Source organism: Serratia sp. T13T92 (assembly GCF_047530105.1).
GTDB classification, from domain to species: domain Bacteria; phylum Pseudomonadota; class Gammaproteobacteria; order Enterobacterales; family Enterobacteriaceae; genus Chania; species Chania fonticola.
Genome location: NZ_JBLJAK010000029.1, coordinates 25,268 through 40,511, shown reverse-complemented (window position 1 = coordinate 40,511; position 15,244 = coordinate 25,268). Strand labels below are relative to the sequence as shown.

11 protein-coding genes and 1 riboswitch are annotated in these 15,244 nt (G+C 55.4%); of the genes, 6 read left to right on the top strand and 5 right to left on the bottom strand.

The annotated features are described in order from the left end of the window. Positions 1 to 25 precede the first annotated feature (25 nt). Together malK and ACMV5I_RS21305 are read right to left on the bottom strand one after the other, a co-directional pair. Entirely contained in the window at positions 26 to 1,141 is a 1,116-nt protein-coding gene (gene malK / locus ACMV5I_RS21310) for a maltose/maltodextrin ABC transporter ATP-binding protein MalK (RefSeq protein WP_024483990.1), read from the bottom strand. Beyond that, on the bottom strand, positions 1,134 to 2,108 hold the full coding sequence (locus ACMV5I_RS21305) for an alpha-amylase family glycosyl hydrolase (protein ID WP_121608014.1): 975 nt from the start codon (positions 2,106 to 2,108) through the stop codon (positions 1,134 to 1,136). The genes malK and ACMV5I_RS21305 overlap by 8 nt, the downstream gene beginning before the upstream one ends. A 354-nt stretch (positions 2,109 to 2,462) precedes the next feature. Here ACMV5I_RS21305 and malE point away from each other — a divergent pair, with 354 nt between their 5' ends. From malE to malG, 3 genes are all read left to right on the top strand, one after another. After that, positions 2,463 to 3,659 carry a maltose/maltodextrin ABC transporter substrate-binding protein MalE gene (gene malE / locus ACMV5I_RS21300; protein WP_024483992.1) on the top strand — a complete coding sequence of 399 codons (1,197 nt, stop codon included), beginning with the start codon at positions 2,463 to 2,465 and terminating at the stop codon, positions 3,657 to 3,659. A gap of 93 nt (positions 3,660 to 3,752) precedes the next feature. After that, entirely contained in the window at positions 3,753 to 5,330 is a 1,578-nt protein-coding gene (malF, locus tag ACMV5I_RS21295) for a maltose ABC transporter permease MalF (RefSeq protein ID WP_414825211.1), read from the top strand. 12 nt (positions 5,331 to 5,342) lie between these two features. Then, positions 5,343 to 6,233 (top strand): maltose ABC transporter permease MalG, encoded by an 891-nt coding sequence (malG, locus tag ACMV5I_RS21290; RefSeq protein ID WP_024483994.1) that lies wholly within the window; start codon positions 5,343 to 5,345, stop codon positions 6,231 to 6,233. Between the two features lie 217 nt (positions 6,234 to 6,450). Here the strand turns inward: malG and psiE are convergent, their stop codons facing one another. Beyond that, a complete protein-coding gene (psiE, locus tag ACMV5I_RS21285) occupies positions 6,451 to 6,858 on the bottom strand; it encodes a phosphate-starvation-inducible protein PsiE (protein ID WP_121608016.1) in 408 nt (135 codons plus the stop codon). A 224-nt stretch (positions 6,859 to 7,082) separates the two neighbouring features. On the opposite strand from psiE, the gene ACMV5I_RS21280 reads away from it, so the two are divergent. Further along, a complete protein-coding gene (locus ACMV5I_RS21280) occupies positions 7,083 to 8,519 on the top strand; it encodes a capsule assembly Wzi family protein (RefSeq protein WP_202672016.1) in 1,437 nt (478 codons plus the stop codon). Between the two features lie 62 nt (positions 8,520 to 8,581). On the opposite strand, the gene pgi is transcribed toward ACMV5I_RS21280, so the two are convergent. Further along, positions 8,582 to 10,228: a glucose-6-phosphate isomerase gene (gene pgi, locus ACMV5I_RS21275; RefSeq protein WP_121608018.1), complete on the bottom strand. Its 1,647-nt coding sequence runs from the start codon at positions 10,226 to 10,228 to the stop codon at positions 8,582 to 8,584. 336 nt (positions 10,229 to 10,564) lie between these two features. Then, positions 10,565 to 10,758, top strand: a riboswitch (Lysine riboswitch). A gap of 110 nt (positions 10,759 to 10,868) precedes the next feature. Here pgi and lysC point away from each other — a divergent pair. Continuing rightward, positions 10,869 to 12,236 carry a lysine-sensitive aspartokinase 3 gene (lysC, locus tag ACMV5I_RS21270; RefSeq protein WP_024483998.1) on the top strand — a complete coding sequence of 456 codons (1,368 nt, stop codon included), beginning with the start codon at positions 10,869 to 10,871 and terminating at the stop codon, positions 12,234 to 12,236. 256 nt (positions 12,237 to 12,492) lie between these two features. Next, the gene (gene panS, locus ACMV5I_RS21265; RefSeq protein ID WP_024483999.1) at positions 12,493 to 13,413 is read left to right on the top strand and encodes a ketopantoate/pantoate/pantothenate transporter PanS; all 921 of its coding nucleotides are present in this window, start codon (positions 12,493 to 12,495) and stop codon (positions 13,411 to 13,413) included. Between the two features lie 86 nt (positions 13,414 to 13,499). Here panS and ACMV5I_RS21260 read toward each other — a convergent pair whose 3' ends face one another. Next, complete coding sequence (locus ACMV5I_RS21260; protein ID WP_414825210.1) at positions 13,500 to 15,149, bottom strand: Na/Pi cotransporter family protein; 1,650 nt, start codon at positions 15,147 to 15,149, stop codon at positions 13,500 to 13,502. Positions 15,150 to 15,244: the final 95 nt, after the last annotated feature.

The window sequence follows — 15,244 nt, the reverse complement described above, 5'->3', positions numbered from 1 at the left end:
CTCCTGTTATACAGACCTTGATGCTTTAAACACCCGGTTCCTGATGCAGCCGTTTACACGCCGTCCCATCCTCGCGGAACAGGTGGCAGCGGTGTGGCGGCAGGCCGATGGCGAATGTTGCACCTTCTTCTACCAGCACCACGTCGTTCTGGCGGTAAACCAGGTTTTGACGAATTGCCGGAATTTGGATATGGATTTGCGTCTCGTTGCCGAGCTGCTCCACCACCTGTACTTCACCCATCAATGTCACTTCAGATTCGGAACTCGGTAACAGATGTTCTGGGCGGATACCCAACGACAGGTTGGCCCCAACCTCAATGCCCTCCCCTTCAACCGGTAGCCATACCAATTGGCGATTGGGCATCGGCAGTTCGATCTGTACCCGCAGCGCTTCCACATCGGTCACTTTCACCGGTAGGAAATTCATTTTCGGCGAGCCGATAAAGCCCGCGACAAAGCGGTTGGCCGGGTAGTGATAGAGTTCCAGCGGCTTGCCGATCTGGGCCACACGCCCGGCGTCCAGCACCACGATTTTGTCGGCCAGCGTCATCGCTTCGACCTGATCGTGGGTGACGTAAATCATGGTGCGCTGCAGCCGCTTGTGCAGACGTGAGATCTCAATGCGCATCTGCACCCGCAGTGCGGCATCCAGGTTGGAAAGCGGTTCGTCCAGCAGGAACACATCGGGTTCAGCCACCAGCGTACGGCCAATTGCCACACGCTGACGCTGCCCACCGGACAGGGCTTTTGGGCGTCGGTCCAGCAAATGCGCTAATTGCAGCACTTCGGACACCTGATTAACCCGCTGATTGATTTCCGCTTTTTTAGCCCCGGCCAGCTTCAGGCCAAACGACATGTTGTCGGCCACGGACAGATGCGGATACAGCGCGTAAGACTGGAACACCATGCCAATACCGCGCTCGGAAGGCGGCACCTCATTCATCCGTTTTTCGCCGATGAACAGATCGCCAGAGGTAATATCCTCCAGCCCGGCGATCATGCGCAGCAGCGTTGATTTACCGCAGCCGGATGGCCCGACAAACACCACAAACTCGCCGTCATCGATAGTCAGATTGACGTCTTTGGAAATCACGACCTCGCCGAAGGCCTTATAAACGCTGCGCAGTGTGACGCTAGCCATGCGTAACTCCCCTGCTTTCGCAGTTAACATTTCGTGTGAAGATGGCGGAACCGAAGCCCGCCAAGACCCATTGATGACCCTCTTGCTGCGCACCGTACTGCCATGCCATAGGCTTGGTCGCCTCAGCCGGTGCGGCCGGCTGAGTATAAGGCTGTAGGTTGATCAGCGCTTCAAGGCATTGATCCTGATGGGTAATAAGTAAGCGAATAACGCCATTTTCCTGGCTGATCTGGTTCAGAACACCACATTGGATCACCGGGTGCTGACGCAGGGCCAACAGAGCCTGGCAGTAACGTAAGGTTGAATGGTGGTCATGCTGCTGGCGACTGATGGCCAGCGCACGGTGTTCTATCGCCACCTGCTGGTACCAGTGGATCTCTCCTGCGGTGACCTGCTCCGGCGCTTCATGCCAAGGCATCGGGGTTTGTGCCCCCTGCGGTTCTTGCAGATCCGCCGCGTGTGGCAAACCCAGTTCTTCGCCCTGATACAAACAGATAGGGGCTGGCAGTAATGCCAACAGGGTCAGGAAAGCCTGTGCAGAACGCAGATCGCCTTGCCCCCAATGGCTGACTACTCGCGGCTGATCGATTTCGCCAGTGCTCCAGACTTTTTCGCCCAGTTGATGGCGATGCGTATGCAATACCTCCACCAGCTTTTCGCAGCTGAACGGCACCACTTCCAGCGCCAGGGCGCTGCGGGCATAGTGCTGTTCGGGAGCGGCACTGCGACAGATACGCTGAGTGCCTTCACTGTGCCAAAGTGCCAACCCGTGCCCGGCCACTTCCGCTCCAGCCTCTGGCGATAACGCCTGCGGCAATAACAGCCCGTCCACCGCCAGTGCTTTCAGATAGGGCAGCGCCGCCATCATGCCGTGCACGTCGCCCACACCATCGCCGTTTCCATCGCGGAAACTGACCGGATGGATCCGGTACAACGTGGGGTGAGTGGCGGTACGCACTGGTGACATAGGTCCGGGTTCCTGCAGCGTTAGGCGGTAAAAATCAATGTTGCCAATAGTGAGGTAATGGCAAGGAGGGGTAATCATCCGTAACAGGATTTTTCATGGGGGAGGAGATGGGAGGATGAGAGAACGACGATGCGCGGCGAAAGTTCCCGGCATAAGGCAAATCTGTGATCTTCCTTGCAAAAATAGCCCTGCCTTTTAGTGTCCGACACCACAGAATAGGGCGGTTTGCTAGCTGGATCACACTACTCAGGCATGGGGCGTAGAAGGGGGGAGGATGAGAACACAGCAGGTTGTGACCCACTATTAGCGCGTAACCGCTCTCCTTACCGCAGTCCCCACAGAAGGATTGGATTTATGAATCGCACAATGACAACAACCGTACGCACGCTGGCGCTTTCAGCATTAACGACGCTGGTGCTCTCCTCCTCCGCTTTCGCCAAAATAGAAGAAGGCAAACTGGTTATCTGGATCAACGGCGATAAAGGCTATAACGGCCTGGCCGAGGTGGGTAAAAAGTTTGAGAAAGACACCGGTATCAAAGTGACCATCGAACACCCGGACAAACTGGAAGAGAAGTTCCCGCAGGTTGCCGCTACCGGTGACGGCCCGGACATCATCTTCTGGGCTCATGACCGTTTCGGGGGCTACGCGCAATCGGGCCTGTTGGCTGAAATCCACCCTTCCAAAGCCTTCCAGGACAAAATCTATCCATTCACCTGGGATGCGGTACGCTTTGACGGCAAGCTGATCGGTTACCCGATCGCGGTAGAAGCCCTGTCGCTGATTTATAACAAAGACCTGATCAAAGAAGCGCCAAAAACCTGGGAAGAGATCCCGGCGCTGGATAAAGAGCTGCGCGCCAAAGGCAAAAGTGCCATCATGTGGAACCTGCAAGAACCCTACTTCACCTGGCCAGTCATTGCCGCCAATGGCGGTTATGCCTTCAAGTTTGAAGATGGCAAATACAACATCAAAGACGTGGGCGTAGCCAACGCCGGTTCACAGGCTGGCCTGCAGTTCATCGTCGATCTGGTGAAGAACAAGCACATCAACGCCGATACCGATTACTCGATTGCCGAAGCCGCTTTCAACAAGGGCCAGACGGCGATGACTATCAACGGGCCTTGGGCCTGGACCAACATCGAGCAAAGCAAAATCAACTATGGCGTCACGCTGCTGCCAACCTTCCAGGGCAAACCGTCCAAGCCGTTCGTTGGCGTGCTGACCGCAGGCATCAACGCCGCCAGCCCGAACAAAGAACTGGCGACCGAGTTCCTGGAGAACTACCTGATCACCGATCAGGGCCTGGCTGACGTTAACAAAGACAAACCGTTGGGTGCCGTGGCGCTGAAATCGTTCCAGGAACAGCTGGCAAAAGATCCGAAGATTGCCGCCACCATGCAGAACTCGCAAAACGGCGAAATCATGCCAAACATCCCGCAGATGAGTACCTTCTGGTATGCAATGCGTAGTGCCGTGATCAACGCCATCACTGGCCGCCAGACGGTGAAAGCCGCACTGGAAGATGCTCATACCCGTATCACCAAGTAATACCCTGGCCATTGGCGGGCTGTGATGCCCGCCTTTGCCCTGCTGTGTGAGTGGCCGTTGGCCTCTCGCGGTAACACCTGAAAGGAAAGCCCTATGCAACTTGCTCACGCCGGAACACCCGCGCGAAAAAAATCGAAGTGGTGGCAGAGTGACATACTGAAATGGCTGATTGTCGGCCTGTTCAGTCTGGTGACCTGCTATCTGATTGTGGTGATGTATGCACAGGGAGAATATCTGTTCGCCATCCTGACGCTGGTGCTGGTCAGTGCCGGACTCTACGTGTTCGCCAACCGCCGTGCCTATGCCTGGCGTTACGTCTATCCTGGCGTCGCCGGAATGGGGCTGTTCGTCCTGTTCCCGCTGATTTGTACCATCGCCATCGCCTTTACCAACTACAGCAGCACCAACCAACTGACCTTTGAACGCGCTCAGTCGGTGCTGATGCAACGCCAGTTCCAGACCGGTAAAACCTTCACCTTCGGGCTGTATCCGGCAGAGAACCAACAGTGGCGTTTGCAGTTAACTCATCCAGATAGCGGCCAGTTACTGATTTCCGAGCCGTTCAGCCTCAACGCCACCGAGCCACAAACATTGAAATTGGCGGTAGAAAGCACAGAGCCTGCCGGTGAGCGCGCTACGCTGCGCGTAATCACTCAGAATCGCCAAACACTGAGCCAGCTTGTCGCCATCCTGCCTGAAGGTGGTGAGTTGCGCATGAGTTCCCTGCGCCAGTTCTCCGGTACCAGCCCGTTATACACGCTAGCCAAAGACGGCAGCACGCTGACCGATAACCAGACCCAGGTACAGTATCGCCCTAACCCGGAGATTGGTTTCTATCAGGCCATCAACGCCGAGGGTAATTGGGCCACCGATACCCTCAGCCCGGGTTATACCGTCACCATCGGTTGGAAAAACTTCTTACGGGTGCTCAACGATGAAGGCATCCAGAAGCCGTTTATCTCCATCTTTGTCTGGACCATTATTTTCTCGGTGATGACCGTGATCCTCACCGTGGCCGTAGGCATGGTGCTGGCCTGCGTGGTGCAGTGGGAGGCGCTGAAAGGCAAAGCGGTGTATCGGGTGTTGCTGATCCTGCCCTACGCGGTGCCTTCGTTTATTTCCATTTTGATTTTCAAAGGGCTATTTAACCAGAGCTTCGGTGAAATCAACCTGATGCTCAACGCGCTGTTCGGCATTAAACCGGCCTGGTTCACCGATCCGCTCACCGCCAAAAGCATGATCCTGGTCGTCAATACCTGGCTGGGTTATCCGTACATGATGATCCTGTGTATGGGCCTGCTGAAAGCCATTCCCGACGATCTGTATGAAGCCTCGGCAATGGACGGCGCCAGCCCGATGCAGAATTTCTTCCGTATCACCCTGCCATTGCTGATCAAGCCGTTGACGCCGCTGATGATTGCCAGCTTTGCCTTCAACTTTAACAACTTCGTGCTGATCCAACTGCTGACCCGCGGCGGGCCAGACATGATCGGCACCACCACACCGGCCGGCTATACCGATCTGTTGGTGAGCTACACCTATCGCATCGCTTTTGAAGGCGGTGGGGGTCAGGACTTCGGGCTGGCGGCGGCCATTGCCACGCTGATTTTCCTGTTGGTTGGCGCACTGGCGATCCTGAATCTGAAAGCCAGCAAGATGAACTTTGACTAAGGGAGAACGACAATGGCCATGGTGCAACCTAAATCCCAGCGCGTACGCCTGTGGATCACCCATATTCTGATGCTGAGCTTTATTGCCCTGATCATGTTCCCGTTGCTGATGGTAATAGCGATTTCGCTACGCTCCGGTAACTTTGCCACCGGCAGTCTGATCCCGGATCAGATCTCCTGGGACCACTGGCGGCTGGCACTGGGGATGAGCGTCACCCAGGCGGATGGCAGTATCACCCCACCGCCTTTCCCAGTGCTGTTATGGCTGTGGAACTCGATTAAAGTCGCGGCGATCACCGCCGTGGGAATAGTGACGCTCTCTACCACCTGTGCCTACGCCTTTGCACGCATGCGTTTTCGTGGCAAAAGCACCCTGCTGAAAAGCATGCTGATCTTCCAGATGTTCCCGGCGGTGCTGTCTTTGGTCGCACTGTACGCCCTGTTCGATCGCCTGGGGCAGTACATTCCGTTTATCGGCCTCAATACCCATGGCGGTGTGATATTCGCCTATATGGGCGGTATTGCGCTGCACGTCTGGACCATTAAAGGCTACTTCGAAACCATCGATAACTCGTTGGAAGAAGCCGCCGCCCTGGACGGTGCCACGCCTTGGCAAGCGTTCCGCCTGGTGCTGCTGCCCCTTTCAGTCCCGATCCTGGCGGTGGTGTTTATTCTGTCGTTTATCGCGGCGATCACCGAGGTACCGGTGGCTTCACTGTTGTTACGTGACGTGAACAGCTACACGTTGGCCGTCGGCATGCAGCAATATCTGAATCCGCAGAACTATCTGTGGGGTGACTTTGCCGCCGCAGCGGTGTTGTCCGCCATTCCGATCACCGCCGTATTCCTGCTGGCGCAGCGCTGGTTGGTCGGTGGCCTGACGGCGGGAGGGGTGAAAGGTTAATTTATGCCACTGCAATACGTTTGATGTACTTTGTTCCTAACTATTACCCTATGGATTTCAAGTTACAGCTAGGCACCAAGCTATCTCATCCCCAGGAGCTTACTTTTCGTAAGTGACTGGGGTGAGATAGTGCAGGTAACAACGCTGTAGCTTGAAAGACGACGGGTAATCAAGAACTGTGTCTTTGGCGGCCTTTGCTGGGCCGCCATTTTTATGCTTACTCCCGTTTCAGCCGATCGGTGTTGGCCAGATACAAGGTCACCACCAGTAATAATATGGCTGCGGAATAAATCAGCGTGTCGAAAGGGTTCTCATGATCAACGATGATCAAACGAATAATCGCGGTAATACCAATATAGATAAAGTAGCGTAGCGGGAAGTGATAGCCCGACTCAAAGTATTTAACAATCAAGGCGATAAATTCGAAGTAGAGGAAATAAATCACGATCCCCTCAATCAGCTGATACGAAGAAGACTCCTCGTTGCTGACGAATAATACTTTCGCCAAATGAAAGGTTTCTTTGACCAAAAAAACCACCAAAATCGCCGCCAATAGCAGCAACCCTACGTTCAGTACCCGCTGTAGCCCCTTTGCGATCATCAATGATCGTGATGTTTTTGCCATGACTTCTCCCGTCGTTCGGCCTGTTATTAATGCAGAAAATGCCTAATGGGCTTTTTCCTAAAGTTGCCCTGAAGGTTTATCTTCAGGCGAATTACCCTATTTTCAATCAGTTGTATGAATTGATTACGCTTGTATATATTTGTAGCAAATTGAAATGTCCTCTATCATGGGCGTAGTCTCAGGCATTATGCCTCCAAATTCCCGTAATCTAGAAAGGAACTTTCATGCGAGCTAAACTCCACGCACTGGTCGCGGCAGGCCTTTTCACCTGTTCGTTTGCCAGCTACGCCGGCGGACTGGTGACTCCTGATAACGATCTGCGCAATGACCTCGCCTGGTTATCCGATCGCGGTGTGATTAACGTCAGCCTGTCTACCTGGCCGCTAAGCCAGGAAGAGATCAACTCGGTACTGGCGCAAGCCAAACCGGTGACCAACACCGAGAAAAACGTCATTGACCGCGTACAGCGCCGCGTTGGTGACTTAAAAGCCAATATTACCGTCAGCGGTTATACCTCAACCGACAAACCGGGCACGCCGCAAGGCTTCGGTCAGAGTCACTATGCCGACAGCAGCCTGACCATCGGCGCCGGTGCCAACGGTGAGTTCTGGGACGTGCGCCTGCAAGGCGCCGTGGAAGGCGATCAGCGCGTCTCTGATGGCTCCAAATTCAATATGAACGGTTCATACGGTGCCATCAAAGTGTGGAACCAGTGGCTGTCATTCGGTGAGGTCTCTCAGTGGTGGGGTCCTGGCTATGACGGCAGCCTGATCCGTTCCGACGCGGCACGCCCGGTGGCTGGCTTTATGCTGCAACGTGCCGATCAATCCCCGTTTGAAACACCTTGGCTGTCCTGGATCGGTCGTTGGCAATATCAGATCACCGCAGGCCAACTGTCACAATATACCGCAGTACCTAACACCAAGCTGATCGGTGGTCGTCTGACCATGATGCCAACCGACTTCGTGGAGTTGGGTGCTTCACGCATTATGCAGTGGGGTGGCGATGGTCGTTCACAATCCTTCAGCTCATTCTGGGATGGCTTTACCGGCCGTGATAACGACGACTCCGGCCAGGGTAACGATCCGGGCAACCAGCTCGCCGGTTTCGACTTCAAGCTGAAAATGCAGCCGTTGATCGGTATGCCAGTGAGTCTGTACGGTCAGTTGGTGGGTGAGGATGAGGCGGGCTTCCTGCCATCGCAAAACACCTATCTGCTCGGCCTGGAAGGCCACCCGGAATGGGGCCCTACTGTGATCAACTGGCATATTGAAGGGGCGGATACCCGCGCCGATATGAGCCGTAAGAATTATGTCTATACGCACCATACCTATAAAGACGGCTACTACCAGCAAGGCTACCCGCTGGGCCACGCGATGGGCGGTGACGGTCAGATGCTGTCCGGCCGTGTAGAGCTGGTGTTGGAGGATGGCCAACGCTGGAGCACTCGCCTGGTGTACGCCAAGGTGAACCCGAAAGATCAAAGCATTAACCAGGCATTCCCGAAATCCGACACGCTGAAAGGCATTCAGTTGGGTTGGGGCTATACCTTCACCCATCAGGTGAAGTTTGATACCAGTCTGTGGTACACCGATAACAACAACAGCACCGCCGATGACGTGGGTGCCGGTGTCAGCATGGCCGTACCGATCAATCTGTAATCCCTGCAGATGTCAAAAAACCCGCCGCGGCGGGTTTTTTATTGGCTGCGATTCAGAGCAACTTAACGCCAGGCTTTAAAGCGATTGATCAAGCCGTTGGTTGAGGTGTCATGGCTGGTCACCGCTTCTTTACCCGCCAGTTCCGGCAGAATACGGTTAGCCAGCTGTTTACCCAGCTCTACGCCCCATTGGTCAAAGGTGAAGATGTTGAGGATCGCGCCTTGCGTGAAGATCTTGTGCTCATACAGGGCAATCAGGCTCCCCAGGCTGAACGGGGTGATCTCGCGCAGCAGGATGGAGTTGGTTGGGCGGTTGCCTTCAAACACTTTGAATGGGGCAACGTGCTTGACCTCTTCCGGCTTTTTACCCTGTGCGGCGAACTCTTCCTCAACCACGTCCAGAGATTTACCGAACGCCAGCGCTTCCGTCTGTGCGAAGAAGTTCGACAGTAGTTTGGCGTGGTGGTCGCTCAGTGGATTATGGCTGATGGCCGGAGCGATAAAGTCGCAAGGCACCAGCTTGGTCCCCTGATGGATCAGCTGATAGAAGGCATGTTGGCCGTTGGTGCCTGGTTCACCCCAGATAATCGGGCCGGTCTGGTAATCTACCGGGTTGCCGTTACGGTCAACGTATTTGCCGTTAGACTCCATGTTGCCCTGTTGGAAATAAGCGGCAAAACGATGCATATACTGGTCGTACGGCAGGATCGCTTCGGTTTCTGCGCCGAAGAAATTGTTGTACCAGATGCCGATCAACGCCAACAGCACCGGCAGGTTTTGCTCGGCAGGCGTCTGGGCAAAGTGTTTGTCCATCTCATGCGCACCGCTCAGCAACTGCTCGAAGTTTTCAAAGCCCAGAGACAGCGCGATAGACAGGCCGATTGCCGACCACAGAGAGTAACGGCCACCCACCCAGTCCCAGAATTCGAACATATTGTCGGTGTCGATACCAAACTCGGCCACCGCTTTACCGTTGGTAGACAGCGCAGCGAAGTGTTTCGCGACGTGCTGCTGATCGCCAGCGGTGCTCAGGAACCAGTCGCGCGCGCTGAGGGCGTTGGTCATGGTTTCCTGAGTCGTGAAGGTTTTAGACGCCACCAGGAACAGCGTAGTCGCCGGATCCAACGGTTTTAGCGTTTCGGCGATATGGGTGCCGTCCACGTTGGAAACAAAGTGCATGTTCAGGTGGTTTTTATACGGGCGCAGCGCTTCGGTTGCCATATAAGGGCCGAGGTCTGAGCCGCCGATGCCGATGTTAACCACGTCGGTAATCGGTTTGCCGGTGTAACCTTTCCAGTCACCGCCGATGACGCGGTCGCAGAACTGTTTCATCTTCGCCAGCACCGCATTGACTTCTGGCATCACGTCCTTGCCATCAACAATGATTGGCGTGTTACTGCGGTTACGCAGGGCAACATGCAGCACGGCACGATCTTCCGTACGGTTGATTTTCTCACCGGAGAACATCGATTTGATCGCGCTTTGCAGGTCGGTTTCTTTCGCCAGTGCCTGCAGCTTCTCCAGGGTTTCTGCGGTAATGCGGTTTTTGGAATAATCCACCAGCATCTGATCGTTGAAAGTGGCAGAGAACTTGGAGAAACGCTCACTATCCTGAGCAAACAGGTCACGGATCTGGACGTCTTTGATTTGTTCGAAATGTTGCTGCAGGGCTTGCCAAGCAGCGGTTTGACTAGGATTGATATTTTTCATAGCGCGCTCTTATGCTTGAGAATGAATAGGAGGTGATGGACCGATTGTAGCCTGTTCGACTGTGATTATGATCTCTTTTCTTGCGATAGGCGTTAACTCTCAGACCGCCGCACTCCATTTTTACCTTTCCACAACAATCTGCTGATATTTCACCTAACAGCCTGTTATCACTACGCCGAAATGTCCCTCTCACCACGCTTTTCTCTTAATGCGCAGTCCGCAATATTCGGTCGCTCTGCTCCCTGCTGAGCGCAGATGAAAATCCCTCAGCGTCTTCCCGTTGACAGTAGCCAATAAACCCGTTATTCCTAATCACCTACTTGCACATCCACTGTGCAAGCCAGAAGAGGCGCGTCGCCCAGGTAGAGTGTCAGAGGAGCCATTATCCGATGACGGCACTGGAGGGGGAGCGACGCCGAGGCGAGATGCTTACGGCAATCATCACGTCGGCTACAGGGGCTGAATCCCCTGAGTTGTCACCATGGGCTGCTCTGAATGTGCAGTCAGCAAGGTGGGGCGCTTCTGGGTGTATCGTAGCCTCAACCTCTACGCCTGCTCCCTGTTTACCGCTCTTCCCTTGTGCCAAGGCTTATGGAAATTAAATGCCAATTTGAATGGCGTCCCTGACACGAGGTTTTACATGACTCAAGCAGCACCCCAAAACGCAACCGTAGTAGCCAAATTCGGCGGCACCAGCGTGGCCGATTTCGAGGCGATGAACCGCAGCGCCGACGTGGTACTTTCTAATCCCGATGTCCGCTTGGTGGTTCTCTCCGCCTCTGCCGGTATCACCAACCTGTTGGTGGCCCTGGCCGAAGGTTGCGACGCCGACAAGCGCAACGAACAACTGGCCGAAATCCGCCGCATTCAATACGCCATTCTCGATCGCCTCGAGAACCCGATGGTGATCCGCGAAGAAATCGACCGCATGCTGGAAAATATCACCACGCTGTCGGAAGCCGCTGCGCTGGCCACCTCTGCCGCACTGACCGATGAACTGGTCAGCCATGGCGAGCTGATGTCTACCCTGCTGTTTGTGGAAATTCTGCGCGATCGTAAGGTACAGGCAGAATGGTTCGATGTGCGTAAAGTGATGCGTACCGACGACCATTTCGGCCGCGCCGTACCGGACAGCGCCGCGCTGACCGAGTTGGCTCAAACCCTGTTGAAGCCGCGCCTGCAACAGGCGTTGGTAATCACCCAGGGTTTTATCGGCTGCGAACCCAAAGGCCGCACCACTACACTGGGCCGTGGTGGCAGTGACTTTACTGCGGCCCTGCTGGGTGAAGCATTAAACGTCAGCCGCGTGGATATCTGGACTGATGTCCCGGGTATTTATACCACCGACCCACGCGTGGTACCTGCCGCCAAACGTATCGATAAAATTGCCTTTGAAGAAGCGGCGGAAATGGCCACCTTCGGTGCCAAAGTGCTGCACCCGGCCACTCTGCTGCCTGCCGTGCGCAGCAACATCCCGGTCTTCGTCGGCTCAAGCAAAGATCCTGCCGCGGGTGGCACGCTGGTGTGCAATACCACGGAAAACCCGCCGCTGTTCCGCGCGCTGGCCTTACGCCGCAAGCAAACCCTACTGACGCTGCACAGCCTGAACATGTTGCACGCACGTGGCTTCCTGGCCGAAGTGTTCAACATTCTGGCCCGGCATAATATCTCGGTCGATCTGATCACCACTTCCGAAGTCAGCGTGGCATTGACCATGGATACCACCGGTTCCACCACCACCGGCGGCAGTCTGTTAACCACCTCCCTGCTCACCGAACTGTCCTCACTGTGCCGGGTGGAAGTGGAAGAGAATCTGGCGCTGGTCGCCCTGATCGGCAACAAACTTTCACAGGCCTGCGGCGTCGGTAAAGAGGTATTCGGCGTGTTGGATCCGTTCAATATCCGCATGATCTGCTACGGAGCCAGCAGCTATAACCTGTGCTTCCTGGTGCCGGGCGATGATGCGGAGCGCGTGGTACAAACGCTGCATCACAATCTGTTTGAGTAAGCCCTTCACCCTAACCCTCTCCCACAGGGAGAGGGGACTTAACGTGCCACAGGTTAATATCTGCACCTACCTGTAGCTCCGGACTCGCCCCCTCTCCCCACCACAGTACAACAGGCATCCCTGGACGCCATATCGGGAGAGGGCCGGGGTGAGGGGAGATTGATTGGCCTTAACTGAATCTACAGAGGCTCAGCAAACTGGGCCCAACACAACACACACCACACCCGTTCAATATTGGCAAAGGATAACCCCTCTCATGCTGGCAAAAATCACACGCTTATTCCCGTTATGGGCCGTGCTGCTGTCCATTGCGGCCTATTACACCCCGTCGACCTTTACCGGTATCAGCCCTTACGTCAGTACGCTGCTGATGCTGATCATGTTTGCCATGGGCGTCACCCTGCGCCTGGATGACTTCAAACGCGTGCTGTCACGCCCCGGCCCAGTAGCGGCGGGGATCTTCCTGCATTACCTGATTATGCCGCTGGCCGCCTGGCTGCTGGCAATGCTGTTCCGTATGCCGCCGGACCTCTCTGCCGGTATGGTACTCGTTGGCAGCGTAGCCAGCGGCACTGCCTCCAACGTGATGATCTATCTGGCTAAAGGCGATGTTGCCCTGTCGGTGACTATTTCTGCCGTTTCGACTCTGGTTGGTGTCTTTGCCACCCCGCTGCTGACACGCCTGTATGTCGATGCCGAAATCAGCGTGGATATCATGGGGATGTTATTCAGCATTCTGCAGATCGTGGTGATCCCGATAGGGCTGGGCCTGATCGTCCACCACAGCTTCACCAAAACCGTCAAGCGGGTTGAGCCCTATCTGCCAGCCCTGTCGATGGTGTGTATTGTGGCGATCATCAGTGCGGTGGTTGCGGGTAGCCAGAGCCATATTGCGTCGGTAGGCTTTGTGGTGATTATTGCGGTGATCCTGCACAACGGGATCGGTCTGCTCGGGGGCTACTGGGGAGGAAAAATGCTCGGGTTCGACGAATCGACCTGCCGTACGCTGGCTATTGAAGTCGGTATGCAAAACTCTGGGCTAGCGGCAACGCTGGGCAAGATTTACTTCTCACCACTGGCCGCGCTGCCGGGTGCGCTGTTCTCGGTATGGCACAACCTGTCCGGTTCACTGCTGGCTGGTTACTGGTCTGGCCGCCCGATCAAGAAAGTGGATTAATAGCAAACAGGCGCCCCTACGGTCGAACATGTGCGACGCCAACCCATTCATCATCAATCTGAGGGCCGCCAGCGGCCCTTCATTCATTACGGCGTTCTAGGACTTTCCTCCCAATCACGGTCGTCGTCTTTCTCATCTTGATCCAGCGCGTTATAGGCCACCGCGCAGAACAACGAGTTAAGCCGCTTCATATCCCCCAACAGCGCCAGATGCAGCGAGCTGGTTTCGATACTTTGCACGTTTTGCTGATGCAGGCGATCGACGTGCGCATGGGCATAACGACGATCCAGAATGCGGAAACGGTGCTTGGAACGGCGTAACCGCTTGGCGCTGGTGATATCACCGGAGAGAAATACCGACAGGCTAAGGCGCAGATTGTCAGTCAACTTTTCATGCAATTGGTCCAGTTCGGCCAGACCTTCGGCGGAGAACGAACTGCGCGCGCCATGTGATTGATCCGCCACGTCACTAGCCATACGTTCGATGATATCGCCAGCCTGCTCCAGGTTGAGAGCCATTTCGATGATCTCCGCCCAACGGCGCGAATCCGCCTCTCCCAGGTCTTCCTTCTGGATCTGGGCCAGGTAAAGTTTAATGGCGGTGTACAACACGTGAACGTCATCGTCCAGACGGCGAACTTCTTTGGCCTGGATGCGCTTACCATGCAATACCTCATGGTGCAGGATCATCATATGCTCTATCACATCCCCCATTCGCAGAGTTTCCCGCGCCGCATTGGCCAGGGCCAAACTTGGCGTATCCAGGGCGCTGACGTCGAGGTGGCGTGGCCGCAAACGGGGGTCTTCTGTCGGAGCATCGACGATCCACGTTTCGCACAGGCGCGCCATCGGCCCTGACAACGGCACCTGTAGCAGACAACGCACCAGGTTGTAGAACATGTGGAAATAGATCACCAGCTCTTCTGCATTACCAGGCAGCCGCTCAATACCGTGCGCAATCAGGGAAACAAACGGCAGCACCATTGCACTGCCTAACAGTTTGAACAACAGGCTCCCCAACGCCACGCGACGGCCTGCGGCATTCTGGCCGCTGGTGTTTAACATCACCAACAGGCCGCTGCCCAGGTTGGCACCAATCACCAGGCACAGCGCCACCTGTAGAGAAATCACTCCCGAGGCGGTCAACGTCGCGGTCAACAACACGGCAGCCAGGCTGGAATAGCTGATAATGGCAAACAGGGCACCGATCAGCGCATCGAGCATCACATCGCCGGTCAGCGACGAGAAGATCACTTTGACACCATAGCCCTGAGTGATTGGCGTAGCGGCGGCCACAATCAGTTCCAGCGCCAATACAATCAGACCGAGGCCAATGGCGACTCTCCCCATCTGGCCTACGCGGGTTTGTTTGCGGCTGAGGAATAAAATCACGCCGACAAAAATCAGCAGCGGCGAAAGCCAGGAGAGATTGAACGTCAGCACCCGCGCCATTATCGCCGTGCCAACATCAGCCCCCAGCATAATCACCAACGCAGGCCCAAGACCCACCAGCCCTTGCGCCACAAAAGAAGAAACCAGCAACGCCGTCGCATTGCTGCTTTGCACCAACGCGGTTACACCGATACCTGCCACAAAGGCCAGCGGCTTTTTCTCTATGCTGCTGCTCAGAACCTGGCGCAGATTAGCACCATAGACCCGCATGATGCCGGTCCGGACGATATGGGTTCCCCACACCAGCATGGCAATGGCGGAAAGCAGATTAAGAAGGGTCAACACGGAAGGCTCGCTCCATTGACGCCCGGCAGGCACCACAGGCTATCCCGCCTGCCAGACGCCAGTTAAGCAGGACAGCGGCAAATCGCTTATTGCTA

Coding starts and splice junctions, on each gene's coding strand:
- panS (WP_024483999.1), top strand. CDS start 12,493: ATGCTGGCAAAAATCACACGCTTATTCCCGTTATGGGCCGTGCTGCTG.
- malE (WP_024483992.1), top strand. CDS start 2,463: ATGAATCGCACAATGACAACAACCGTACGCACGCTGGCGCTTTCAGCA.
- ACMV5I_RS21305 (WP_121608014.1), bottom strand. CDS start 2,108: ATGTCACCAGTGCGTACCGCCACTCACCCCACGTTGTACCGGATCCAT.
- lysC (WP_024483998.1), top strand. CDS start 10,869: ATGACTCAAGCAGCACCCCAAAACGCAACCGTAGTAGCCAAATTCGGC.
- pgi (WP_121608018.1), bottom strand. CDS start 10,228: ATGAAAAATATCAATCCTAGTCAAACCGCTGCTTGGCAAGCCCTGCAG.
- ACMV5I_RS21280 (WP_202672016.1), top strand. CDS start 7,083: ATGCGAGCTAAACTCCACGCACTGGTCGCGGCAGGCCTTTTCACCTGT.
- malG (WP_024483994.1), top strand. CDS start 5,343: ATGGCCATGGTGCAACCTAAATCCCAGCGCGTACGCCTGTGGATCACC.
- malF (WP_414825211.1), top strand. CDS start 3,753: ATGCAACTTGCTCACGCCGGAACACCCGCGCGAAAAAAATCGAAGTGG.
- malK (WP_024483990.1), bottom strand. CDS start 1,141: ATGGCTAGCGTCACACTGCGCAGCGTTTATAAGGCCTTCGGCGAGGTC.
- psiE (WP_121608016.1), bottom strand. CDS start 6,858: ATGGCAAAAACATCACGATCATTGATGATCGCAAAGGGGCTACAGCGG.